This window comes from Bremerella sp. TYQ1 (genome assembly GCF_020150455.1).
GTDB lineage: Bacteria > Planctomycetota > Planctomycetia > Pirellulales > Pirellulaceae > Bremerella > Bremerella volcania_A.
Genome location: NZ_CP083740.1, coordinates 5,774,978 through 5,798,970, shown reverse-complemented (window position 1 = coordinate 5,798,970; position 23,993 = coordinate 5,774,978). Strand labels below are relative to the sequence as shown.

Below are 23,993 nucleotides of genomic sequence, written 5' to 3'. Positions count from 1 at the left end.
CGATTCGGTAAACTAATAGAGAAGGAGAGACGCGTGTCCTCCTGACAACAACGTATTACAACACTAGGATCGGTATCGCGGGGCGGAATATTCCGTTTGGCGTAACGGTTAACGAATATACGGACTCGACGGATCATGCCTGTTCCGGACATCTTCCAAATCAAGATCTGCGGATTGAACGACTTTGAGAATGCGATCGCGGTCGCCCATAGCGGCGCTGATGCGATCGGTCTCAACTTCTACCCATTGAGCAAACGCTTCGTCCGTTTACCCATGGCTCGAAAGATTGCCAACACTGTCCGTGGCGAAGTTCAGATTGTGGGGCTGTTCGTCAACGCTTCGCTGGATGAGATCGAAGCAGTCCACGATCAAGTTGGCCTAAGCTGGATCCAACTGCATGGGGATGAATCGGTCGATTTCGCACGTGACCTATATATAAGGACAAGCGTACCCATATTGGCGGCCAGTCGCGGAACGCTTGTTCGGTGGGATACGCCTCCGGAAGGATTCCATCCGCACGCGTCGCTGATGGATGCGGCGGTCGAAGGATCGTACGGCGGCACCGGGCAACTTTCCGATTGGGAACTAGCCGCTACCTGGCGAACGATGCCTCACCTGGCCCATCTGGTGCTAGCTGGGGGTCTCACGCCGGAGAACGTGGCCGACGCGATTCATGCAGTTCAGCCTTCGGCGGTGGATGTTGCCGGGGGCGTAGAAGTGGACGGCCAGCCGGGCATCAAAGATATCGCCAAAGTCGAAGCGTTTGTTTCGGCCGCGCGGAAGGCATTCGCGGACGTCAAATAGCCCCATCTCGCCGAAGATCTTTCGGCATTACAAACCCGGGCTATCCCTTGAGTTGCGGCGAGTACGGGCAACCGCTGGCCGCCGCGAGTATGTCACCAAGTGAAAGCCTCGGGTTTTCCCGCAGATTTCTCAGGTGTAACCTCGAATTTCGCGTTAGCCTGACCCCCTCATCCCGGGTTTGCTAAAGAGTGCTTGCAACGTATCATATCGGTTTAAGTTTCGGCACTTTTTTTGTGCATATTCGCGAGTCTGCTGCGGCCTGATGGAGAGGCCTTCGGCGAACGACTCACTCCCCGGTTCCTTCCAATACAAGGTGGTATCCACAGTGTCCCAGGTCGAAAAGCTTCCGTACAAGGTCAAGGACATCTCCCTCGCGAAGCGTGGACGTCAGGAAATCAAACTGGCCGAAGTTGAAATGCCGGGCTTGATGGCTCTGCGTGAGAAGTACCGCGACGAGAAACCGTTGGCAGGTGCACGCATCGCCGGCTGTCTTCACATGACCATTCAAACGGCTGTGCTGATTGAAACGTTGGTCGAACTGGGTGCCGAAGTCACCTGGAGCAGCTGTAACATCTTCTCGACCCAAGATCACGCTGCCGCCGCAATGGCCGAAGCCGGTATCCCGGTTTACGCGTGGAAGGGCATGACCGAAGAAGAATTCGATTGGTGCATCGAGCAGACCATCTTCTTCCCAAGCGGCGAACCACTCAACTTGATCCTGGACGACGGTGGTGACCTGACCGCGATGGTTCACGACAAGTTCCCGGAACTGCTGGACGGCATCAAGGGTCTCTCCGAAGAAACCACCACAGGCGTTCACCGCTTGTACCAGATGCACCAGAAGGGCGAACTTAAGACCCCAGCCATCAACGTCAACGACTCGGTCACCAAGAGCAAGTTCGACAACTTGTACGGCTGCCGCGAATCGCTGGCCGACGGTATCAAGCGTGCCACCGACGTTATGGTCGCGGGTAAAGTGGTTGTCGTCGCCGGTTATGGGGACGTCGGTAAGGGCTGTGCCCAGTCGATGCGTGGCTTTGGTGCTCGCGTGATTGTCACCGAAATCGACCCGATCAACGCCCTGCAAGCGGCCATGGAAGGTTACGAAGTCTGCACGATCGAAGATTGCGTTGACCGTGCCGATATCTTCGTGACCACGACCGGTAACCGCGACATCATCACCGGCGAGCACATGGAGCGCATGAAGAATGACGCCATCGTGTGCAACATCGGTCACTTCGACCTCGAAATCGACATGGCTTGGCTCAACGGTCGTAAGGACGTCGCCAAGGAATCGATCAAGCCGAGCTCGCAAGAAGGCGGCCCAGTCGATCGCTATACCTTCCCAGATGGTCACAGCATTTTGATCCTCGCCGAAGGCCGCCTGGTGAACCTGGGCTGTGCGACCGGTCACCCATCGTTCGTCATGTCTGCTTCGTTCACCAACCAGGTGTTGGCACAGCTCGAACTGTGGAAGAATGCTGAAAAGTACCCACTGGGCGTTCACGTTCTGCCAAAGTCGCTGGACGAAGAAGTGGCTCGACTCCACTTGGACAAGCTGGGCGTCAAGATGACGAAGATGACCCAAGCCCAAGCCGACTACATCGGCATTCCAGTCGATGGCCCATTCAAGCCAGATCACTACCGCTACTAATCGAAGCGGAGCCGATCGCGGCCAAATTGGAAAACAGCAAAAGGACTCGCCCCCGCGGCGAGTCCTTTTTTCGTGCAAATCTAGTTCTTCGCCTTCCAGCGAATCATGGCAATCAGTCCGCCATAATAGACAAGCAGCCCAGCGGCCGATCCGGAGAAGAAGCCCCCCAGTGCTTCGTCGATCGCCGTATCATGCCGCGACGAAGCATCGATCAATCCGGCAAAAAGGCTCCCGACAATCGTCATTGCGATGGCGGCTCCGATGCCGAGGGGAACCAACTGCACGAAGCCGAGCAAGATCCGGTACCACTGCTCGGCGGCATCCGTCTCTTCGAACCGCATCTGACGCTGCATACTGGCATATCCGTTGACCAGCCCAGGAATGGTAACCAGCAGCCCTAGCCCGATGGCAAATCCCGGGGCCAATAATCCCAGAGCCACGTTACAAACCGTCAGCAAGACGACCGCTCCCATGAACACGGACTGGGGTACCTCCGGCCGATTCTCACGACTTTTCTCGTCGGCAGGCGATTGAAACGGATTCTCGTCCGGAATTTGCAATCGATTCTCCCTGGGGTGAGCCATGCCCTAGTGAACGCCACCAATCGAAACACGGGTCGATTTCATCGCTTGAATTTCTGCCACGGGCCGACAGTCTAACCTTTTCCGGTTACAGTGAGTAATCTGTTTCACGTGAAACCCTCACTCTTTCAAATAGACTCCATGCCTGAAATTCGCGCCCTTCACGGATTACGTTACGACCTAGGTCATATTGGATCGTTGGCAGATGTCATCGCATCTCCGGCAAGCGAACTGACGTCGGAAGAGATCGACACGTTGTACAAACGGCATCCGGCCAACATCGTTCGAGTCCTGACCAATCGGGAAGAACCAGGGGATGACGAGCTGAACAATCGGCTGACGAGGGCCAAGCGGTACCTCACCGATTGGCACCGGCAAGGGGTTTTACAGCGAGAGCCAGACCCGGCCGTTTATGTCTATCACCAGGAATTCACCTGGCAAGGACAACCGGTCACTCGGCGAGGTTTTATTGCCGGGCTAAGGGTCGGCGAAATCAACCAAGAACAGTACGAGGCTTTCTCCGTTGCGTCGGATCAAGCCATGTCGGCCAGTCTCGACCGCCGCCGAGCGATCCATGCCGACGTCTGCCCGCAGACATGTCTTTATGCCGAGCCAAACATCGCCACCCAGCAGGCCCTGGAATATCACATCGCCACAGCCACTCCGCTGGTTGCCAAAGACCAGTCAGGCATCACCCACAAGCTGTGGCCGGTCACCGATCATAATCTGATCGGTACGCTACGAGAGAAGATGGCCCACGTACCTTTGTATCATGCCGACCCCAACGCGTTCACCGCGGCTTCGCTGCACCGATACGAACTTGCCCAGCAAGAGGACCTTCCGCCAAAGCATCCGGCTAACTTCGTTCTGACGGCGTTCTTTGAAATGGCCGAGCCAGGCTTCGAGGTCCCCTTGAGCTTCCCGTTAGCCCACAATGTTCCTTCACTGACAAGTGCTCAGTTAATCGAACGTATGGGTGAATACTTCGACTGCGAGGTGATCGGCCAAGATCCGGAAGCGGCGAACGGTCTCTGGGAAGACCTTCAGACGAGCGGCGAACTGGGTCATATCGGTATCTACTGTGCCGCCGACAAGACATGGGTCTGCCTGAAGCTGACCGCCGATGGCCAACTGCGGATGGAAGAAGTTACCCCAGAACGAGACGACGCCTGGCGAGAACTGGACAGCAACCTCTGGGAGTGGCTGATCCTGACCGAGTTGATGGAAACAGCCGACGCGAAGGAAACCTACGTCCGGTCGGTCGACCTTCTGGTCTCGCTCCTGAAAAGTGATTCGGAGCAGCAGATTCCCATCGCCGCCCTGCTCCGCCCTGTGACGATGTCCCAATATCAAGACATGCTGAACCGCGGCATTGGGTTCGATCGAGAAGTCGAAACTCACCCCAAGCCTGCCTGCGGATTGGTCATTCACCCATTCTCGTAACGCACCGTTTCACGTGAAACAGAGCAAACTGCGGGGAGTCCTCTGCTCGGTTCAACTTTGCCAACTGAAGCATCTAGGGCGTTTCACGTGAAACCAGGCTCGAAAGAAGATCGTTTGATCAATGCCCCAAGAGCTCTGCAGATCGCAACTCGAATTCACACGGCGACACTGACGTTAGTGATCGTTTCGTTGTGGAGTCTATTCGCACTGTCTCAGGAGAGTTGCTTGATTGCCGGCTCGATTCCATTCCTGTTTCTGATTGTCCTTCTGGCAGTCGCTCAGTGGCAAGGAACGTTTCAGGGAAGCCAAACCGGAGCCATGGTTTCAGGACTGTATCAGTTCCTATTCTTTCTGGTGACGTTTGCGTTGTCGTTGATTCAGGTTTTCCTGCTCTTCGTCTGGCTGTGGGCCCCTCTCATTCTGTTAGGCTCGCTGCTGATGGCGTATGCCTGGTACTGGATGGCATGGCAGAACTGGGTTCATGTCCAGAGGCTGCGTGGGGTGGAAGAAGCGGCACTTCCGCTGCCTCGAACTCTCTCCATGACCCAACTGATGCTGGTCATGGTGGCCGTTTCGATCGTCTGTGGACTCGCCGCCATGGTGAAACACTCAGCAGAGTAGGCTTTCGCCCAACTGGAGTAATGGCACTTTTGATGTGAAAATAGGTGTTTCACGTGAAACAGTGAGGGTCACGAAAACTGTTTCACGTGAAACAGGGCCCTCAGAAGCCAAAGTGCCGTTTCCTCGTTTTTGCGTTCGTGTCTAAAATCCTCACCTCGAAAACGGATTTTCGACACGCAACTGCATTGAGGCATCATGGCTCGCATCCTGTGCATCGCCAACCAAAAGGGAGGCGTCGGCAAGACCACCACGGCCATCAACCTGGCCGCCGGGTTGGCCATGGCCGAGATGCGCACGTTGCTAGTCGACTTGGACCCTCAATGTAATGCGACCACGGGCGTCGGCCAGAAGCCAACCCAGCGGCATCCGCTCATTTCGGATCAGCCGCTGAGTGAATCTATTCTGACGACCCACACCGAGAACTTGTTCTTAGTGCCAGGCAGTCGCAGCTTCGAGGACGTGGAACGTTTGGCTGGGGGCGAGAAATCGACCTCAACGGTGCTAACCCATCACCTCGAGTCAGGCATGAACCAATTCGACTATGTCCTGATCGACTGCCCTCCTTCGGTCGGAGCGATCACGCAGACCGCGCTTGCCGCTTCTACGGAAGTCCTCATGCCGATCCAGGCCGAGTACTTCGCCATGGAAGGTTTGACGCAGATGATCAAAGTCATCCGCGACGTCATGCGGCGGCCACCGGGGAAGCTGGAATTCGGCGGGATCGTACTTACGATGTACGACCCGACCTTGGAACTGACCCATGAAGTCGAACAGGAAGTCCGCGAGTTTTTCGGCGACATCGTTTTCGATACGGTGGTCCCGCGGGATCACTGGGTTTCCGAAGCACCTAGCTTCGGGCAATCGGTAATCACCCACGCACCTCGCAGTCGCGGGGCACGCGCTCATATGGAATTGTGCATGGAGGTTTTGGATCGTGACTAGACAAAAGCGATTGGGACGTGGCCTGGCGGCATTGCTCGGAGACCCCACCGACGAAGCAGCAGAAGTAGAATTGCGAGAAGAAGGGGATGCAGCCGAAACGGTTCCGTTCCGTCCTCGCCTGGCCGAATCGGACTTCACCGAAGAAGCCTCCGAAAAGAAGGACGCCTCGCGGATCTCGCTCGAGTTGATCGACCGGAACCCGTTCCAACCACGGCACAACTTCGACGACGCAGAGATCGCCTCGCTGGCTGAGAGCCTGAAGCAACACGACATCCTTCAGCCAATTGTCGTTCGTCAAATTGGTGATCGCTTCCAACTGATCAGCGGCGAGCGACGTTTGCGTGCCGCCGGGATCGCCGGATGGGAAAGCATCCCGGCACTCGTGCGAGAAGCGGACGATCGCCTGGTCGCAGAGTTGGCGATTGTCGAGAACCTGCAGCGTCAGGATCTTAACCCCCTGGAAAAAGCGATCAGCTTCCAGCGTTACCTGGAACAGCACAGTGCCACACAAAGCGAGCTGGCTGATCGAATCAATGTCGATCGCAGCACGATCGCCAACCTGGTTCGTCTGCTTGATCTTCCTGATGCGGTGAAGTCTGCCATCCATACCGGCGAGATCTCGCAAGGCCATGCCCGCGCGCTACTGCCACTGGGTGACGAACAGATCCAAAGCGAATTCGCCAGCCGGATTGCCAAGGAAGGCTGGAGCGTTCGCGCGACCGAACAAGCCGTGCAAGATTTCCTGAACGGCGAAGAGCCTGCTCCCGCATCTGCTCCTGCGAAGAAGGGTTCCCGCACGAAGTCGCAGCAAGTCGTTTCGCTGGAAGAAGACCTGCGAATGGCGCTTGGCACCAAGGTCGACATCAAGCAATCGACCAAGGGCGGCAAGATTGTCATCCACTTTAAGAACGCGGATGAGTTTGACCGCCTCAACGAGTACCTCTTGGCTGAAGCAGAGGAAGAACGGCGAGCAGCGTAGCTCGAATCGCGTTATCAAAAATTGAATAACAGGGAGCCAACGTGCTCCCTGTTTCTTTGCGCGGCTAGATATTCTCGACGTCGCCGGTGAACTCGGCCGAGTTCTCAAAACACTCTCGATAGGTTTCCAAGGACGAGCGGATCGACTCGGCCATCTCCTCCACAACCGACAGCGTATTGTCGTAGGTGTCGCTTTCCTCCTCGAGGAAGTACTCGATAAAGAACTTGAGCATCCGGCCTAACTGAATGGTATGAGCCTTGGGTGGCATTGCCGTGGGACGCATTTGGATCTGATGACCGCTCCGTGCCCAATCGCGGACCCACCAAGCGAGAAACTCGAGACTTAGCCAACCGTCAGATGTTCGATCGAAAACGACCTCGATCCGCACCATCACTTCGCGTGGACGACCGCCATCGGTTCTCATGATGGCGACTTGCGGCAGGTCACCAAATTCGCCCGGTAGCGAGAGATGGTCGACCTCGGTTCCTTCCAGCGGTACCGGACCACAAAAGCAACCAGCGATTCCCGGCAGAGCTGAAACCGCATCGATCAATGACTGAACCTGAGGAGGATAATCCATGCCACGGCTCCGAAAATACGCACCAAAGTAGAGTAACTTGGCCAGCATTCTCATCCGGCAGGCGATGACCTGCAAGGAAAAACCGATGTTCGTTTTGAATGACGATTTACCTCGAGAAACTATTGGCGGCAGGGACAGCTGCGGTACGATCGTGGAATTCAACCGAATTCGATCTTACAATTCCATAGAGGGAAGCCGATGACCGTCGAGAGTCAGCATGATATTGATGGCGTTATACGTGCCGGCCAGGCGGTTGCATTTGTCCGTGAAGCGATGCTCGATGCCATAGAACCTGGGATGACGACGGCAGAGTTGGACAACATCGGAGCCGAGTTGCTGGAGAGCCGTGGTGCCCAATCGGCTCCGCGAATTACGTATAACTTTCCGGGAGCAACTTGCATTAGCGTCAACGAGGAAGCTGCCCATGGAATTCCAGGAAGTCGCGTAATTCGCCCCGGCGATATCGTGAACGTGGATGTCTCGGCTGAGCTGGATGGCTACTTCGCAGACACGGCCGGAACGATCGTTGTTCCTCCGGTTGCTCGTCTGCGAGAGAGGCTTTGCCGTGCCACACAGCTGGCCCTTGAAAGTGCGATCGCTGAAGCGACGGCGGATGCTCCGATCAATCGAATTGGCATCGCCATCGAGCGAACGGCGAAAGCCCATGGATTTAAGACGATTAAGAATCTCGCCGGACATGGCATCGGCCGGAGTCTGCACGAAGAGCCGGAAGGTATCTACGGCTACTATAATCGGTTCGACAAACGGCGACTCCAGTTGGGACAAGTCATCGCCATCGAACCCTTCCTTTCGACTCGAAATACCTTCCTCAGCGAAGCAAGTGACGGCTGGACACTGGTAGGTCATCCCGAAAATCTGACGGCACAGTTCGAGCACACGGTGATCGTCACGCACGGGGCCCCAATCGTGGCGACCCTCTCCGCATGCTAGCAGCCGAATCCAGGCATAAAAAAAGCCTTCCGCAACGTTTGAATTGCGGAAGGCTTTTCTAGTCGGGGTGATAGGATTCGAACCTACGACCCTCTGCTCCCAAAGCAGATGCGCTAGCCAGACTGCGCTACACCCCGAGGACTTATGATAATACCGGCACTACCAAGAGTTGACAATGCGGGTACCGCCCTGTTTTGGACATAATTCTAGTCACATTTTCTCCGGGAAGGTTCGCACGACGTTTTATAGAATTGTTGGCAGTCGTTGAATCGGCCCAAATTCCCTTGATTTCTCGATTTGCAGCGGCGAAAAATCGTTTCTCAGAGGTCTCGCGTCCTCTAAACTTTTTTCCTGGCTTAGGTCGAATCCCTGCTTTTCCGTTCGACTACGTTTCAGGGGATGCTCCGTACCGAGCCCTCTTTTCTCTGGCTTTTTTTCCATGGGCTTTCATGATGTCCATTTCCGTCCACGTTCCATACGCCCTGCGACATGAATGCGATGGATGCTCCGAGTTGGGGGTGTCCGCAACTTCCGTACACGAGGTGCTAACCGCATTAAAAACCGAACAGCCGCAGCTGTATCGCAACATCTGCGACGAAACGGGAGCGGTCCGCAAACATATCAATTTGTTTGTGAACGAGTCGCTTATTCATCGCCGCGACGGACTTGGAACGCCGCTAAAGCCGGAAGATTCTCTATTCATTATGACCGCCGTTTCAGGAGGCTAATTATGGCCGATCGCGTTGTTGTGTGTATTGGAACGAAGAAAGGTTTGTTCGTCGCTGAGGCCAGCAAGTCTCGCGGGCGGTTCCAGCTACGGGGACCATTCGGTTCGGGCGTGTCGGTCTACTCGGCTTTGATCGACACGCGCAAGTCGCCCCGTTTGTATGCTTCCAGTTGCAATGCCTGGTTCGGGATGAAGCTGCTGACTTCGACCGACTTAGGAAAGAAATTTAAGGAGACCAAGTCGGCTCCCGCGTTTCCAGAAAAGGATGGCCGAGCCCTAGCAAACATTTGGTCCCTGGAGCCCGGCAGCGATAGCGAAGAGCTTTGGGCAGGCGTTGAACCGGCGGCCCTGTTTCGGAGTGAGGATAACGGCAACTCGTGGGAGATGATCTCCGGCATCAGCAATCACGAGCATTCCAAGGATTGGCATCCCGGAGCGGGTGGGCTTTGCCTGCACACGATCGTAAGAGATGGCAGTCGAATTCACCTCGGCATTTCGACCGGCGGACATTACCTGAGCGAAGATGGCGGCCAAACGTTTCAAGCGGCCAATAACGGCGTCGGCGCGGGCTTCGATCCCAATCCTTATCCAGAGTTTGGCCAATGCGTTCATAAGATTGCCCGGCATCCCGATGCCCCCAATCGGCTGTACATGCAGAACCATGGCGGATGGCCGGAACGCCCTGGCATTGGGGTGCTACGAAGTGACGATGCAGGGCATTCGTGGTACTCGATCGCGGAAGGGCTGCCGTCCGACTTTGGCTTTCCCATGGTCGTCCATCCGCACAACCCCGACACGATTTACGTGGTACCGCTGGAAGCGATGACGCGAACTTGCCCGGAAGGACAACCAGCCGTTTGGCGAAGCACCAATGGCGGCAAGAAGTGGAAGAAGCTCTCCAAAGGCCTACCCAAGAAGGATGGCTACTTCACGGTTTTGCGTGATGCGATGACAACCGATACCGTGACCGATCCGGCGGTCTACTTCGGCACCACGACAGGGCAGCTTTGGATGGGACACGATAGCGGCGACGAATGGACATGCCTTTTCGATTCGCTTCCACCGATCAATTGCGTAAAGGTAGCTGTCCTTTGATTTGAAATAATTTTTGACCGCATGTCGAATTCGCGCGGCCTGGCTCGACTACTTTCCAAACAGACAATCATCGTCACTTGGGAGTTATCAAACCATGCAACGCATCACCCCCTGCCTCTGGTATCAAGACCAGGCCGAAGAGGCAGTCAACTTCTACCTTTCGATCTTTGACGATTCGCGAATCTTGACGACCACACGTTACGGCGAAGTCGGGCCAGGCGAAGACGACGCCGTCATGGTGATCGAATTTGAACTAAGCGGTCAAAAGTTCGTTGCTTTGAACGGTCGCCCTCCGATCTCTTTCAACGAATCGATCTCGCACATGATTAGCTGCGAGACCGCCGAAGAAGTGGACCACTACTGGGAGAAGCTTTCGGCCGGTGGCGAGAAGTCTTACTGCGGCTGGCTCAAGGACAAGTTCGGCGTCTCGTGGCAAGTCGTTCCGACGCGTTTGATGAAAATGATGACCGATCCCGACCAGGGGAAAGCCCAGATGGTTATGGCGGCCATGATGCAAATGCAGAAGCTCGACATCGATGCCCTGCAAACGGCCTACAACGACGCTTAGCCGATGCGTCGATTGTCTGACTTCTTTTATCACCACTTCTAGAAAGCAATCTCATGAACAATCCATTGCCAGAAATCCGCCCCGAACTCATTCCGCACCTCGTTTGCGATCCATGCTCCGACGCAATCGCATTTTACGAAAAAGCGTTTGGTGCGAAGGAAACATTTCGCTTGCCAGCTGAGGATGGCAAGCGCATCATGCATGCCGAGATGAAGATCGGCGACGCGAGCATTTACCTGGTCGATGACTTCCCGGAATACTGCGATGGGAAGTCGCAGTCGCCGAAGACGCTCGGCGGATCCTCGGTGACGATTCATCGTCAAGTCCCAGACTGCGATGCAGCGATGGCCCAAGCGGAATCGGCAGGAGCCACGGTTCGCATGCCGGCCACGGATATGTTCTGGGGCGATCGCTATGGATGCGTCGTCGATCCGTTCGGCCACACCTGGTCATTCGCGACACCGCAGCGAACCGTCAGCCGAGAGGAGTTGGAAGAAGCGGTCAAGTCGATGGAGAAAGCCTAGACGCCAATTCCGGCGAATTACCTCCAAGATTTGACTATCGAAAACGAATGACCTCAAGATATACGCTTGAGGTCATTTTGTTTCGCCATGGAAAGGATATCGTTGATTGCCTGGGATCGAGGACGCGCGGGAGCAGTCGTTATCGCGGGGTTGTCACTCATCGTTCACTTTTTAACAACGATGAGCGTGGAGGCCGTCGTGTCGCAGGCCCTATTTCTCTTGCTACCGCTGTCGGTGATTTTCTGGCCAGAATACTGCGATCGCATGTTTCGCTTGTCGGACGATGGCCGAGTGGTCGGCAACTCTGAGCCTACCCCCAGAATCATGCTACAAATCGCGGGATGGATCTTGCTGATTGTCATCTGCGGCGGCCCTTGGCTGCGTGCCGGAACGGTTTGATCGGCACCGGTGAAAAGCTTTCTTCGCGATGCCGGGGAAGGTATATTTGAGTCGCAACGACTCTTCCTTACCCGCTCGCTCGAGACTCCTCATGCCTACCCTATATCGCGTAGCCATTGCGCTGACCCTTTTGCTTGCAACTTTCGATTCGTCCATGCACGCAGCGGATGACACCCCGTCGGCAACCGATGTGTTGCACGCGATGAAGAAGGCGGCTCATTACTATCGTCATCAAGTCGCCGTCCATGGTGGGTATGTCTATTTCTACAGCCCCGATCTGACACAGCGATTCGGAGAAGGAGTCGCCTCGAAGGACCAAGTTTGGGTGCAACCCCCAGGGACTCCAACCGTGGGAATGGCCTATCTCGATGCCTATCATGCGACGGCCGACGGATTTTATCTCGAAGCGGCGAACGAAGCAGGCGAAGCGTTGCTGTACGGGCAACTTCAGTCTGGTGGCTGGACAAACTCGATCGACTTCGATCCGAAAGGACAACGCGTTGCCCAATATCGAAATGGAAAGGGAAAAGGCAAAAACAACTCTTCTCTTGACGACGATCAAACACAATCAGCGATCCGTTTCCTAATCCGCTTGGACAAAGCGTACGACTTTCAAAACCAAGAGATCCACGAAGCTGCAACGACCGCGTTGGATGCTTTGTTGGCGGCTCAGTTTGCCAATGGTGCGTTTCCTCAAGTCTGGACTGGTCCTGTCGATTCTTCGCTGCCAATCCAGAAAGCGAGTTTCCCCAAGTACGACTGGAAAACCGAAGGACGCATTAAAAACTATTGGGACATGTATACCTTGAACGACGACCTGGCCAGCAGTGTGACCGCAATGCTTGTCGAGGCGTACGAGACCTACGAGGACGAGCGTTATTTGAAGTCGCTCGCGAAGCTGGGCGACTTTTTGATCCTTGCTCAAATGCCGAGCCCACAGCCTGCTTGGGCTCAGCAGTACAGCTACGAAATGCATCCCATCTGGGCACGTCGCTTCGAGCCTGCGGCGATCTCTGGCCGCGAATCACAAGACGCGATGGAAACGCTGCTAACTATCTATAGCATCACGCGGGACAAGAAGTACCTAGAACCGATTCCGAAAGGGGTAAAGTACCTGGAGTCTTCATTGCTACCGGATGGACAACTGGCCCGTTATTACGAATTGGAATCGAACCGCCCGCTGTACATGAACCGCAACGGGAAGGACTACTTTCTGACCTACGACGACAAGAATCTGCCGGATCACTACGGTTGGAAGACGAGTGCCAAACTGGAGCGAATTAAGGATCGATATCGCAAGCTGGTCAGTAGCCCGAATGCGAAGGCATCCCCTCGAAAGGTTACCCCAGATCAAATTCGTGAGATGTTGAATACGCTAGACGACCAAGGTCGCTGGATCACCACATTCACCGATGAAAAGCTCGTCGGCGATCAACGCTTCCGCCCAGGAGATCAGTACATTTCCAGCGAAACATTCTCGCGTAATTTGGAACGCATGAGTTCCTATCTTCGCGGCAACGACTGATCGACCAATTGCTTTTGCATTAGGAAATTTTGCAACCGAAGCCCACGCACTTCAACCTGTTGAGCTCTGACAACGGAAAAGCCGTGCCTCTCGAAGAATGGCATGGCGGTGATGCTGACATATGAATGCAGCGTGTGAAGAGTTAATTGAAATGCCAGGCGATTGATTTCGTCCATCAGCAAACGCCCGACCCCTTGTCGCTGCCATTGATGATGCACGTAGAACATATCGATCAGGCCGTCAGTTTGTAAATCGCTAAACCCAACGATCGTTCCATCAACCACGGCAACGATCGGATCGATCTTTCGCATCCGTGTTTCCCAAGGTAGCGACTGATACTCTTCTGGCGACCACGCGTTGAGTTGTTCTTGTGAGTAATCCGCCGAATTGACCTGGTGAATCGTCTCGTGGAACAGTTGCCAAAGCTGATGATACTCTACGGGGTCGGTACGTCGCACTTCCATTTGGATTGCCATGAAATTACGAATCGACGGTGACGCCGCGGTACGTCACTTTCCCTTGCGTAGCACAGAAACGTTCCGCCAATTGAGGAATGTCGTTGGAGTGCCCCAACACGATCACCACATCTCCGGAAGACAACTTCGTATCCGCAGGCGGGTTCAGAACATTGGAACCATCGCTTCGCCGCAAACCGACAATCAGAAAACCATGATTGCTGCGTAGCTCGATACTACTGATCGTCTTGTCGACCAGCGTTGAACCATCGGCAACGATAAGCTCGTCGAAACGGAGACCAATCTGGCCAAGCTCATCGTTCATATCACCATGGGTGGTCACTTGGTCGAGCATATTTTCAGCGGAAGGGCGAATGATCATCTGCGCGAGCTTCTTCGCTCCGATCGCCGTCGGCAAAACGACTTTATCTGCCCCGCAACCGATCAGTTTTTTCTCGGTTTTAGGATTCTCGCCTCGGGCAATGATCATGATCTCAGGATTCATTCCGCGAGCAGTCACCGCCACAAATACATTGGTCGCATCTTCCGAAAGAACTGTCGTCAGGACGGAAGCCTTCTTAATGCCAGCTTGCTCCAAGACATGTTCGTCGGTGGCGTCGCCGTTGATGAACAAGTAACCCAGTTCCTGAGCCGCGGCAAGACGACGTTCGTCGGTATCAATCACAACGAACGGTTTCGCGGCGGTTGCGAGTTCTCTGGCAAGAATCGATCCCATGCGACCGACGCCGCAAATGATGGTGTGTCCTGCAAGTCGATCAATTTCCAGCGACATGCGACGTGCTCCTAATGCTTTTTGTAGTTCCCCGTCGACCACCATCTGCATGAATCCGCCGATGGTATAGATAACCGCTCCATAGCCAGAGATGATGACCATGATGGTCAACGCCCGCAGAGCCGGCGACTCAACCGGTTGGACTTCGCCATATCCGACGCCGAAGATGGTGATGATCACCATGTAGATGGCGTCGTCGATTCGCCAGCCATGGGCGACGTAGCCGAAGACAGCCACCACGCAAATCGCCACAAACAAAGCAGCGCCGGTGGCCATCTTACGAATGGGACCGGAGAGGTGCTCGATACGTTTCGGAGGCGGATGATCGGGGTCGAGTTGCTGCGTTACCACTTCTGCCAATTCACATTCTGGGCATTCGCCTGGCCGCCGAACCCCATCCGCCAAGCGTGATTCGGCCAAAATTACCCCACCTTTTCCGTACGATCCTGTCGGTACCTCGGGGCATTGTTACGCTGCGAGTCTACCAACAGCCGTTTGAATTCGCCATTGGTAAATCGAGGGATCAATTCGCCACCGTCATTTGTCTTGACAAGTGTTGTTCCGACATTGATAATCAGCGCAAGTTGCTGAGCTCGCTATCTTGTTGTAACCCAGGAAACTTCGATGGGGCGATTCTTCGTCCGTAGGCTGCCACCGATCTGGCCCTTTTTACTTTGGCTGGTCGTCTTTTATTCGGTTTGGCTCGGCATTGTTGCCGTGGGTAATCACTGGGGAACGCTCGCCTCACATTGGCCGATTGCGTTGACGATGTCCTTGGGATCGTATGTCGCCGGATCGACTCCCATGGGCGGCGGCACCGTCGCGTTTCCAGTGTTGGTACTGCTGTTCGAGATGCCAGGCGCACTCGGTCGAAACTTCGGCCTGGCCATCCAATCGATCGGCATGACTTCGGCTGCCATTTACATCTTGTCGACACATCGTCCGGTCGATTGGGGACTGCTTCGCCCTGCCCTGATAGGTTCATTGATCGGCACACCGCTGGGAGCAGCCTTTATCGCTCCGTATGTTCCCGATTTGTGGGTGAAACTTATCTTTGGCGTGATTTGGGCCAGTTTCGGTATCATGCACCTGGTAAAGCTCAAGGAGCTCACCACGAATCAAGGCATGCATCACCGCAGCAAGTCATTCGATCCGGCCATTGGTTTGACGATTGGAATCTTTGGCGGGATCGCCTCTTCGATCACCGGGGTAGGCATCGACATGATGATCTATGCGACGCTGGTTTTGCTGTACCGATCCGATTTGAAGATTGCCATTCCAACGTCAGTTATCTTGATGGCGTTCACCTCCCTGGTTGGAATTGGCTCGAACGTTCTGCTATCCCAGATTAGCCCTAGTCAGTTTGCAATCGCTCCAGAGGTTTACACCAACTGGTTGGCGGCCGCGCCGATTGTCGCTTTGGGAGCACCGTTTGGTGCGTTGGTCGTCAACTTAATCAGCCGAACCCCAACGCTAGTCGTCGTGTCGATCTTGTGTATCGGCCAATTCGTTTGGACACTCATCCACGAGCATGTCACCGGCGTCGCATTATTGGGGGCGATCGTTGGCATACTGATCTTCAACCTCTTGTTTCACTTGCTGTATCAGTTGGGCGAGTCACTCCAAGCAGCAGCCGATTCCCAAACGTTAGAACTATCGACAGAAGAAGGAACCTCGTAAATCGACAGGCATTCCTGTCGAGATGCCCCTGCGGCATAATCAAGGGTTTCACGACTCGGTCTTTGGCTACGAGAGAGGTATCGAGATGAAGTCGCCTGAAACAGTTTTTGAGGGAGTCCGCTTCAACGTCGAACGTGTCTGGCAAGGGGAGCGTCCCAGGGACATTATGCGGCACCCCGGGGCAGCTGTGATCTTACCGCTGGTAGATGACGAGCATGTATGCTTGATCAAGAACTACCGCATCGCGGTCGAAGAGACGCTTCTTGAGTTGCCTGCTGGTACGCTCGAACCAGATGAAGCCCCGGAAATTACCGCCGGTCGGGAACTAGAGGAAGAGACCGGATATCGCGCCGACAACATCGAACTGCTTTCGGTCTATTACCCATCGCCGGGCGTGATGGACGAGAAGATGTACATGTACATAGCGACCGGACTGACTATGTACCAGCCGGCTCGTGAAGAAGGGGAAGAAATCGAGAACCATGTCGTTACGCTAAGCGAAGCGAAAGAGATGGTTCGCGATGGCCGTATCGCAGACGGAAAAACGCTTGCCGCACTGCTCTTTTACTTCCAGTTCCGATCTTAGTTGACGTTGATCGGGGGATCATATTTAGGATCGGTCCCCTTGGTTTGCTTGAAACCAGCGTCGAGCAAATCCTGATACGATTGCGTGATCGGAATCACGTCTGCTTTGACACGCTTGAACATGTCAGATGCCACGACGGAACGCTTGCCGGACTGGCAATAGGCATAGATCTTCAAATCGGGATCTTTGGTGTACTTCTCGATCGCTTTCTTCGCATGAGCATCGGTAGCGATCGTCGAAAGGGGAACCAACTCTGCTTTGACGAGGTGGGCTTTCTTCCATTCCACCTCTTCGCGAACGTCCAGCAGAACCGCTTTGCCCTCGTCGACTTCTTTCTTCACTTCCTTCAGATCAACCGCCCAAGCGGCCGACGCCGATACGAGCGTGACGAAAGCACATAGTGTCAGAGGCAACATTCGATAGGACATATCTCGGTTCCTTTTCGCAACGAAGCGATTGTTTAAAACTCGGCCCAACCAGGGGTTCGGGGAAACGGAATCACGTCGCGAATGTTCCCCATGCCGGTAATAAACTGTAGAACGCGTTCCAGGCCAAGGCCAAAACCAGCATGCGGAACGGTTCCATATCGACGTAAGTCCAAGTACCACCAGTACTCTTCGGCGTCGAGGCCTTGCTCTTTCATGCGGCTTTCAAGCACATCGAGGCGTTCTTCGCGCTGACTTCCACCGATAATTTCGCCCACTTTCGGTACCAGAACGTCCATCGCTCGCACCGTTTTGCCGTCGTCGTTACAACGCATGTAGAACGGTTTGATGGTTCGCGGATAGTCGTGCAGGATAACCGGACGCTTGAAATGTTGCTCGGTCAGATAACGCTCGTGCTCTGACTGGAGGTCCATTCCCCAGCTGACAGGATACTCAAATTTATGGCCTGATTTCTGTAGGATCTCGATCGCTTCGGTATAGCTGCACCGCAGGAATTCGCTGTCGACAATTCCTGTAAGTGTGTCGAGAATCCCAGGCTCGATTCGTTCGTTGAAGAATGCCATGTCTTCCGCACAGTCGTTCATGACATCTGTGAAGATACGTTTCAAGAAAGCCTCGGCGACGTCCATGTTCTCTTCTAAGTCGGCAAACGCGATCTCTGGTTCTACCATCCAGAACTCCGCCAGGTGACGACTCGTATTTGAGTTCTCTGCGCGGAACGTTGGACCAAAGGTATAAACTTTGCCGAGCGAGGTGGCGAAGATCTCGCCCTCTAGTTGTCCGCTGACTGTCAGGTAAGCTGGCCGTGCGAAGAAGTCTTTGCTGAAGTCGACTTTGCCATTGACCTTCGGTGGCTGATCGACATCAAGCGTCGTGACACGGAACATCTCCCCTGCCCCTTCGCAATCGGAAGCGGTGATGATCGGCGTGTTGACGTACAGGAAACCCCGTTCCTGAAAGAACTGATGGATCGAGAACGACACACGATTCCGCACACGAAACACACTGCCGAATGTATTCGATCGTGTACGCAAGTGAGCCCATTCGCGGAGCTTCTCGAAGGTATGCCGCTTCTTTTGCAGCGGGTAGGTCTCTGCGTCTGCAGTCCCGTAAAGAAAGACCTCGGTAGCTTTTACCTCGGTGGTTTGACCTTTGCCTTGCGACTGTTTCACTTCACCCACGACACGAATCGACGAGCCGGGGGTGAGATGTTTGATTTCGTCTTCGTAGTTTGCCAAATCGTTGTCGGCAACCACTTGAATATTGGCAAGGCAGCTTCCGTCGTTCAGCTCGATAAAGCTAAAGCCACCCTTCGAGTCGCGCCGCGTTCGGACCCAGCCTTCGAGACATACCGTCTGCCCGATGGTCTCGGCACTGCGAGCCTGTAAGACCGTTCGCTTTTCCATTGCTCCGTCCTGTTGCTATTTCGCCTCGCCGAGTCGCCCCGCGATCCGACCGCGGGGAATCGACGACTCGAATCAAATTAGGCGGAGTCAGCAGTCTCCGTTTCGGTAGCGTCCGAGTCGGTACTTTTCGACTTGAAGAAGAATCCGCCTACAAACAGGATCAGATAACCAAACACGACGGTCAAGACGGTGTACTTCAGAGGAAGTGGAGTTCCGCTGCTGGTCACCTTGTCGTAGATCGCCACGCTACTGGCCGCAATCGCGCCGACGACCGAGACAATCATCAGCAGATTCCAGACCACCCAGCTTATGCCGCGAGGCTTATCCTTACCCAAAATGCGGGTACTGTTCATCATCATGAAGAATGTCACGTAGGCAATCGGCAGGAACATGCCAGCAAAACTGGATGCCAAAATGCTGAGCCATGTCTTCGCAGGTCCATCCCAGATAACAAACCAAGACGCCCCTGAAATTCCGGCCAACGCACATCCGATGATGTGAATCATGCCGTTAGGCTTCGCATTGGTCATTTCGGTGAACGCGTACCCGTTGATCATCATCAGAATGACGATCGTCGAGAAGCCCATTCCAAACACACCAAGGCCAAAGATCCACTTGGAAAGGAACTTGCCCAGCAGCGGCTCGAGCGACTCGGCCAAGACCGCCTCGTTCCGTTTAACCAACGAGGCCGCGAGAATCTTTTCCTGCTGAGGAAGCTGAGCGATACGTTCTTTCAGCGGCGCGTACGGCTGAAGCCCAGTTTCTTCTTTTGGCGTGGTGAGGTTTTCAATCAGAGTGGCTGAGACGACTTCACCTTCTTCGTTCTTGGAAGCGTCACTGTATTCGGCAGGGATTTCCAAAGGTTGATCTTTGTCGTCCAATACGCGTTTCGCGAGCATCTTTTCGGCACCGCCATAGATTGGGCTTTTCGCCATCACGGCAGGATCTTCCGAGAGAAACGCTTCACCAGGATTGGCATGGAACGCCGACGAAGCGGCAATCACCACGCAGCTGGTCACCAGGATGTAAGGAATCGCCATCCCCGTTGCCAGGTCGAACCGAGCCAGACCGCGGAACGGTTTATCCCACCCTCGAGCCAACATCGAGTAAGGCATCATGAACGTCATATTGATCCCCACCGCAGTTGCTGCGGCACCGATCATCGACGCCCGTTGATCGGCAACAATTCGGTCAGTCCAAAACGAGCGATAGGGCTCTTCGACCTGCGACGCGACTTCGGCCAACTGCCCAGTCGGCTTGCTCCATCCTGACAGATCAGGAATGAAACCTTGGAACACTTCCGACCAAGAGAACGTGCCACTAGACGCGAGCTTGATCACCACGCCGAAGAAGCAAAGGACAATCACCCCGATAATCGCTTTGAGCAGAATATCGAAGATCTTGGAAGACAGGCCAGGCTTCATGTTCAGCAAAACCATGCTGCCGCCGGCGAGAAACAGGACGACGGAAACGGCAATTTTCGCTTCCAAACTGTCAGGGAACAGGCCCATATTTTTATTGAGCACCGAATAGCAGAGCCCGAACTGCGGCATCAGGAAGATCATGTTCGCCGCGACGGTTGCCAAAACCCAGCCCCATCCGAGCACTGGATTGATGTGCGTATTGATTTCTCTGAAAGGCCGTTTGCCGGTCGATAGGGTGACGTAGCTGATCGCTGACAGCATCACCACGCCCATGATGATCGCAACGAGCTGCAGCCATAAAAGATTGAAGCCACCCAAGATCCCCAGGAATACCGCCCCGGAAAGCGAGCCACCACCGAGGGTGATCGCACTTTGAATCCAGCCAGGTCCCGACAAGCGAACCCAGGCACCGAGCGTTGCCCCGGCACCTTTGGACTGTGCTTCCTGCAGAATCTCACGATCCGTTTCGACTTTGGTGACGGTCTCTGACATAGCGATTCCTTCGCCCAGACTTGGCGTAGATAAGGGATGATGGGGTGGGGAGTATAAGCAGCAAGGGGAACGATCTTCGTTCCCCTTGCCGAGATTTTTCGTTGACACACCGAACCGGCAGGGTTCTCAGTGCCCTTAATGATGGTTGCAAATTTTGCTTAATGCAAGCCCTGCGAGGCCAACCAGCGTTCGGCGTCGAGAGCCGACATACATCCAGTTCCTGCGGCCGTGATGGCCTGGCGGTAGTAATCGTCGGCCACGTCACCGGCAGCGAAAACGCCATCGACGCTGGTATTGGTACGGAATGGGACCGTCCATTTCAGGTAGCCGGAGTTGTTCATTTCCAGCTTGCCCTTCAGGAAGTCGGTGTTCGGTGTGTGACCGATGGCCAGGAAGAAACCACTCGCTTCGAGGTCTTTCGTCGAGTCGTCGACAGTGCTGGCCAACTTTGCACCAGTCACGCCGTTTTGATCATCGCCGAGAACTTCGGTAACGACGTGATTCCAAACCACTTCGACCTTTTTGTTGTTCATAACGCGATCGACCATGGCTTGGGAAGCACGGAATTTATCGCGACGATGCACGAGATAGACGATCGAGCTGTACTTGCTCATGTAATCGGCTTCTTCGATGGCCGAGTCACCACCACCAACAACGATACATGGCTTCTCGCGGAAACGCGGCAAAGCACCGTCACATACGGCACATGCGCTTACGCCGCGGTTTTTGAACTTCGATTCCGATTCCAAGCCGAGGTAGTTTGCCCGGGCACCAGTAGCGATAATCACCGAGCGAGCCTTCAACCACTCTTCCCCTTCACGAGGCTTCAGTTTGAACGGCTGTTCCGAGAAATCGACTTCCAGAATGTCGTCAGTCACTACGCGTGTACCGAAGTTTTTGGCCTGCTGACGCATCAGCTCCATCAGCTCTGGACCGCTGACACCATGCTTTTGATGTGGGGCCATGTACTGACGCAGGCTTTCATCGATGGCATTGTCGAGGTAACCGCTCAGGTCGCCAGCTGGGAAGCCTGGGAAGTTCTCCACTTCGGTCGTCATCGCAAGCTGGCCCAGCGGTCCTCGGCCCAAGTCGTAATGCTCTTGCAGCGCTGCACCTTCGTACAGAAGGGGATTCAAGTTTGCCCGAGCCGCATAAATAGCCGCGGTCCAGCCCGCAGGTCCACTTCCGACGATGATGACGTTTTCAATCTTTTCCGACACGATTGACCTATTCCTTCTGAAAGCGCTAAGCCGGGAAAAAAATTTTTCTCAGTTCGTTTGTGAGCTATTCACGTCGCTTGGAGAATTCATCATTATAGGGGGAGGCGGTTAGGCTCACTATCCCCGTCGCTCCCTCCATCACGTTCACTCCTCGCTTGGATGCACGGTGCCTCACACCGTGACACGTATTTTACGCTTATGTCCACGTTAATTGTCGCCGTTCTTTCATTCGTTGGCTTTATTGTTGCCTATAACACCTATGGGCGCTGGCTATCGAAGAAGATCTTCGACCTCGACGACAGTCGCGAAGTCCCAAGCAAACAGCTGCAAGACGACATCGACTACTGCCCTACCGATCGCCAAGTGGTGTTTGGCCATCACTTTACGAGTATCGCCGGGACAGGCCCAATCGTGGGGCCGGCGATTGCCGTGTTTTGGGGTTGGCTGCCGGCCCTTTTGTGGGTGGTGTTCGGATCGATTTTCGTGGGTGCCGTTCACGATTTAGGTTCGCTGATTATCTCACTACGAAATCGCGGGCAAACGGTCGGCGAAATCGCTGGTCGAATGATCAACAAGCGGGCAAAGTACCTGTTCCTTCTGGTGTTGGCCTCAGCGCTGATGGTGGTTCTCGCGATCTTTGGATTGGTGGTCGCAAGCATCTTTGCCATTTACCCGCAAACGGTCTTACCCGTTTGGATCAGCATGCCGATTGCGATTGCATTGGGAATATATGCCCGCAAGAAAGATGCTCACCTACTGATCCCGTCATTGGTCGCATTGGCGATCGTTTACGCTTCGATCTATGTCGGTGTGTATTATCTGCCGATTGACTTGTCACAAATCATGTCAGACGTGCTCAGTCCTGAATTGGCTCAAAACCCCTACCTGAGCGCGTTAGTTATTTGGACGGTCATTCTTTTGATTTACTGCTTCGTGGCATCCGTGTTACCCGTTTGGTTGTTGCTGCAGCCGCGAGATTACGTGAATAGCCATCAACTGCTGGTGGCTCTTGCGTTGCTTTTTGTCGGTCTGCTCGTCGCAAGCGTAACAGGGGCCGCTGATTTAGCCGAGTCGACACCCGCCGTGGCTCAACAAATGCCAGAAGGGGCTCCCCCCATTTTCCCGTTCTTGTTCATTACCATCGCTTGTGGCGCATGCAGTGGGTTTCATTGCCTGGTAAGTAGCGGTACATCAAGTAAACAAGTCGAAAAAGAATCGGACGCTCAGTACATCGGTTATGGGGCCATGCTGCTGGAAGGTGGCTTGGCTGTGATCGTGATCCTGGCTTGCTGTGCAGGCGTTGGGATGGGCATCTTTGAAGGTGCTCCGACCGAGGATGGTGGCTTCGCCTACACCGCACTTACCAATGCCGATGGCGAACCGATCATGGGTCGCGCTGCGTGGGAAATGAGGTACGACATGTCCAAAGGCTGGTCGGCATTTGGCTTAAAAGACTTGGTCGCTGCGTTTGTGGAAGGCGGAGCGAACTTCCTTTCCGCGATCGGAATTCCACTAGAGATCGGGATCAGCATTATTGCGGTGCTAGTCGCAAACTTCGCAGCAACAACACTGGATACCGCGACCCGATTACAACGGTACGTGCTACAGGAATTGTTCGTGTCGAATCCTGTCACTCGACCACTTTCCGGTAAATATGCGGCGACCGCCGTGGCAGTGCTATCAGCTTTAGGTATCGCGATATTCGCTGGCCCGATCCCGGGGCGCGGCGGAACGCTGCTTTGGCCACTGTTTGGTGCGATGAATCAGCTACTTGCTGGACTGGCAATGATGGTCACCGCGTTTTACCTGTGGCGAAGAAACAAACCGATTTGGTTTATCGCAATACCAATGATCGCCATGCTGGTTCTGCCATTCTTAGCGATGTCGTACAACCTGTTTTCCGACCATGGCTATCTGGCGGAACACAAAGTGCTTCTCGCAGTGCTCGGGATCGGGGTGCTAATCCTGCAAGCCTGGATGCTGTTCGAGGCCATCGTGATGTGGCCCAAAGTGAAGGGGGTGCTGGAAGAGTCGCTTCCGCCATTGCCGGAAAAGAAACCGATCGTTGCTGCCGACAACTAGAAACGAAAAAAGGCCC

The 23,993-nt window shown here is 54.5% G+C and carries 24 protein-coding genes and 1 tRNA gene; 16 read left to right on the top strand and 9 right to left on the bottom strand.

The annotated features are described in order from the left end of the window. Window positions 1–135 precede the first annotated feature (135 nt). Both LA756_RS23605 and ahcY read left to right on the top strand, forming a co-directional pair. Entirely contained in the window at window positions 136–804 is a 669-nt protein-coding gene (locus LA756_RS23605; protein ID WP_224437185.1) for a phosphoribosylanthranilate isomerase, read from the top strand. Window positions 805–1,129: 325 nt separating this feature from the next. Next, the gene (gene ahcY / locus LA756_RS23600; RefSeq protein ID WP_224437184.1) at window positions 1,130–2,458 is read left to right on the top strand and encodes an adenosylhomocysteinase; all 1,329 of its coding nucleotides are present in this window, start codon (window positions 1,130–1,132) and stop codon (window positions 2,456–2,458) included. Window positions 2,459–2,538: 80 nt separating this feature from the next. On the opposite strand, the gene LA756_RS23595 is transcribed toward ahcY, so the two are convergent. After that, window positions 2,539–3,018: a hypothetical protein gene (locus LA756_RS23595; RefSeq protein ID WP_224437183.1), complete on the bottom strand. Its 480-nt coding sequence runs from the start codon at window positions 3,016–3,018 to the stop codon at window positions 2,539–2,541. A gap of 162 nt (window positions 3,019–3,180) precedes the next feature. Between LA756_RS23595 and LA756_RS23590 the strand changes: the two genes are divergently transcribed. The 4 genes from LA756_RS23590 to LA756_RS23575 all read left to right on the top strand — a co-directional run bounded on the left by LA756_RS23590 (window position 3,181) and on the right by LA756_RS23575 (window position 7,024). Further along, window positions 3,181–4,482: a DUF1015 family protein gene (locus LA756_RS23590; protein WP_224437182.1), complete on the top strand. Its 1,302-nt coding sequence runs from the start codon at window positions 3,181–3,183 to the stop codon at window positions 4,480–4,482. Between the two features lie 87 nt (window positions 4,483–4,569). Beyond that, window positions 4,570–5,103 carry a hypothetical protein gene (locus LA756_RS23585; RefSeq protein WP_224437181.1) on the top strand — a complete coding sequence of 178 codons (534 nt, stop codon included), beginning with the start codon at window positions 4,570–4,572 and terminating at the stop codon, window positions 5,101–5,103. Between the two features lie 195 nt (window positions 5,104–5,298). Further along, window positions 5,299–6,045: a ParA family protein gene (locus tag LA756_RS23580; RefSeq protein ID WP_224437180.1), complete on the top strand. Its 747-nt coding sequence runs from the start codon at window positions 5,299–5,301 to the stop codon at window positions 6,043–6,045. Further along, complete coding sequence (locus tag LA756_RS23575) at window positions 6,038–7,024, top strand: ParB/RepB/Spo0J family partition protein (protein WP_224437179.1); 987 nt, start codon at window positions 6,038–6,040, stop codon at window positions 7,022–7,024. Before LA756_RS23580 ends, LA756_RS23575 begins: the two co-directional genes overlap by 8 nt. A gap of 64 nt (window positions 7,025–7,088) precedes the next feature. On the opposite strand, the gene LA756_RS23570 is transcribed toward LA756_RS23575, so the two are convergent. Beyond that, on the bottom strand, window positions 7,089–7,604 hold the full coding sequence (locus LA756_RS23570) for a hypothetical protein (protein WP_224437178.1): 516 nt from the start codon (window positions 7,602–7,604) through the stop codon (window positions 7,089–7,091). 198 nt (window positions 7,605–7,802) lie between these two features. Here LA756_RS23570 and map point away from each other — a divergent pair, with 198 nt between their 5' ends. Beyond that, window positions 7,803–8,555 carry a type I methionyl aminopeptidase gene (map, locus tag LA756_RS23565; protein WP_224437177.1) on the top strand — a complete coding sequence of 251 codons (753 nt, stop codon included), beginning with the start codon at window positions 7,803–7,805 and terminating at the stop codon, window positions 8,553–8,555. Between the two features lie 62 nt (window positions 8,556–8,617). On the opposite strand, the gene LA756_RS23560 is transcribed toward map, so the two are convergent. Beyond that, window positions 8,618–8,692: transfer RNA gene (locus tag LA756_RS23560), tRNA-Pro, on the bottom strand. Window positions 8,693–9,073: 381 nt separating this feature from the next. On the opposite strand from LA756_RS23560, the gene LA756_RS23555 reads away from it, so the two are divergent. The 6 genes from LA756_RS23555 (at window position 9,074) to LA756_RS23530 (ending at window position 13,393) form a co-directional block, all read left to right on the top strand. Continuing rightward, entirely contained in the window at window positions 9,074–9,283 is a 210-nt protein-coding gene (locus LA756_RS23555) for a MoaD/ThiS family protein (protein WP_224437176.1), read from the top strand. A gap of 2 nt (window positions 9,284–9,285) precedes the next feature. Then, window positions 9,286–10,377 (top strand): glycoside hydrolase, encoded by a 1,092-nt coding sequence (locus tag LA756_RS23550; protein WP_224437175.1) that lies wholly within the window; start codon window positions 9,286–9,288, stop codon window positions 10,375–10,377. A 94-nt stretch (window positions 10,378–10,471) separates the two neighbouring features. Further along, window positions 10,472–10,945, top strand: coding sequence for a VOC family protein (locus LA756_RS23545; protein WP_224437174.1), 474 nt, complete (start codon window positions 10,472–10,474; stop codon window positions 10,943–10,945). A 53-nt stretch (window positions 10,946–10,998) separates the two neighbouring features. Further along, window positions 10,999–11,469: a VOC family protein gene (locus LA756_RS23540; protein WP_224437173.1), complete on the top strand. Its 471-nt coding sequence runs from the start codon at window positions 10,999–11,001 to the stop codon at window positions 11,467–11,469. A 198-nt stretch (window positions 11,470–11,667) separates the two neighbouring features. Continuing rightward, window positions 11,668–11,868, top strand: a complete 201-nt coding sequence (locus LA756_RS23535) for a hypothetical protein (RefSeq protein ID WP_224437172.1) — start codon at window positions 11,668–11,670, stop codon at window positions 11,866–11,868. Between the two features lie 91 nt (window positions 11,869–11,959). Next, window positions 11,960–13,393 carry a pectate lyase gene (locus LA756_RS23530; RefSeq protein WP_224437171.1) on the top strand — a complete coding sequence of 478 codons (1,434 nt, stop codon included), beginning with the start codon at window positions 11,960–11,962 and terminating at the stop codon, window positions 13,391–13,393. On the opposite strand, the gene LA756_RS23525 is transcribed toward LA756_RS23530, so the two are convergent. Together LA756_RS23525 and LA756_RS23520 are read right to left on the bottom strand one after the other, a co-directional pair. Beyond that, on the bottom strand, window positions 13,372–13,869 hold the full coding sequence (locus LA756_RS23525) for a GNAT family N-acetyltransferase (RefSeq protein ID WP_224437170.1): 498 nt from the start codon (window positions 13,867–13,869) through the stop codon (window positions 13,372–13,374). The genes LA756_RS23530 and LA756_RS23525 overlap by 22 nt on opposite strands. Before the next feature lie 4 nt (window positions 13,870–13,873). Beyond that, window positions 13,874–15,061: a TrkA family potassium uptake protein gene (locus LA756_RS23520; RefSeq protein WP_224437169.1), complete on the bottom strand. Its 1,188-nt coding sequence runs from the start codon at window positions 15,059–15,061 to the stop codon at window positions 13,874–13,876. A gap of 204 nt (window positions 15,062–15,265) precedes the next feature. Between LA756_RS23520 and LA756_RS23515 the strand changes: the two genes are divergently transcribed. Together LA756_RS23515 and LA756_RS23510 are read left to right on the top strand one after the other, a co-directional pair. Next, a complete protein-coding gene (locus tag LA756_RS23515) occupies window positions 15,266–16,321 on the top strand; it encodes a sulfite exporter TauE/SafE family protein (RefSeq protein ID WP_224437168.1) in 1,056 nt (351 codons plus the stop codon). Window positions 16,322–16,406: 85 nt separating this feature from the next. Further along, window positions 16,407–16,907 (top strand): NUDIX hydrolase, encoded by a 501-nt coding sequence (locus LA756_RS23510; RefSeq protein ID WP_224437167.1) that lies wholly within the window; start codon window positions 16,407–16,409, stop codon window positions 16,905–16,907. Here the strand turns inward: LA756_RS23510 and LA756_RS23505 are convergent. From LA756_RS23505 to LA756_RS23490, 4 genes are all read right to left on the bottom strand, one after another. Next, complete coding sequence (locus LA756_RS23505; RefSeq protein WP_224437166.1) at window positions 16,904–17,335, bottom strand: rhodanese-like domain-containing protein; 432 nt, start codon at window positions 17,333–17,335, stop codon at window positions 16,904–16,906. The two genes, LA756_RS23510 and LA756_RS23505, sit on opposite strands and share 4 nt — an antisense overlap. A 32-nt stretch (window positions 17,336–17,367) precedes the next feature. After that, window positions 17,368–18,759, bottom strand: a complete 1,392-nt coding sequence (gene asnS, locus LA756_RS23500; RefSeq protein WP_224437165.1) for an asparagine--tRNA ligase — start codon at window positions 18,757–18,759, stop codon at window positions 17,368–17,370. A 77-nt stretch (window positions 18,760–18,836) separates the two neighbouring features. Next, window positions 18,837–20,675 (bottom strand): divalent metal cation transporter, encoded by a 1,839-nt coding sequence (locus LA756_RS23495; RefSeq protein ID WP_224437164.1) that lies wholly within the window; start codon window positions 20,673–20,675, stop codon window positions 18,837–18,839. Between the two features lie 158 nt (window positions 20,676–20,833). Beyond that, window positions 20,834–21,895 carry a thioredoxin-disulfide reductase gene (locus LA756_RS23490; RefSeq protein ID WP_224437163.1) on the bottom strand — a complete coding sequence of 354 codons (1,062 nt, stop codon included), beginning with the start codon at window positions 21,893–21,895 and terminating at the stop codon, window positions 20,834–20,836. A 198-nt stretch (window positions 21,896–22,093) separates the two neighbouring features. Between LA756_RS23490 and LA756_RS23485 the strand changes: the two genes are divergently transcribed. Then, the gene (locus tag LA756_RS23485; RefSeq protein ID WP_224437162.1) at window positions 22,094–23,977 is read left to right on the top strand and encodes a carbon starvation protein A; all 1,884 of its coding nucleotides are present in this window, start codon (window positions 22,094–22,096) and stop codon (window positions 23,975–23,977) included. The last annotated feature ends 16 nt before the right edge of the window (window positions 23,978–23,993 follow it).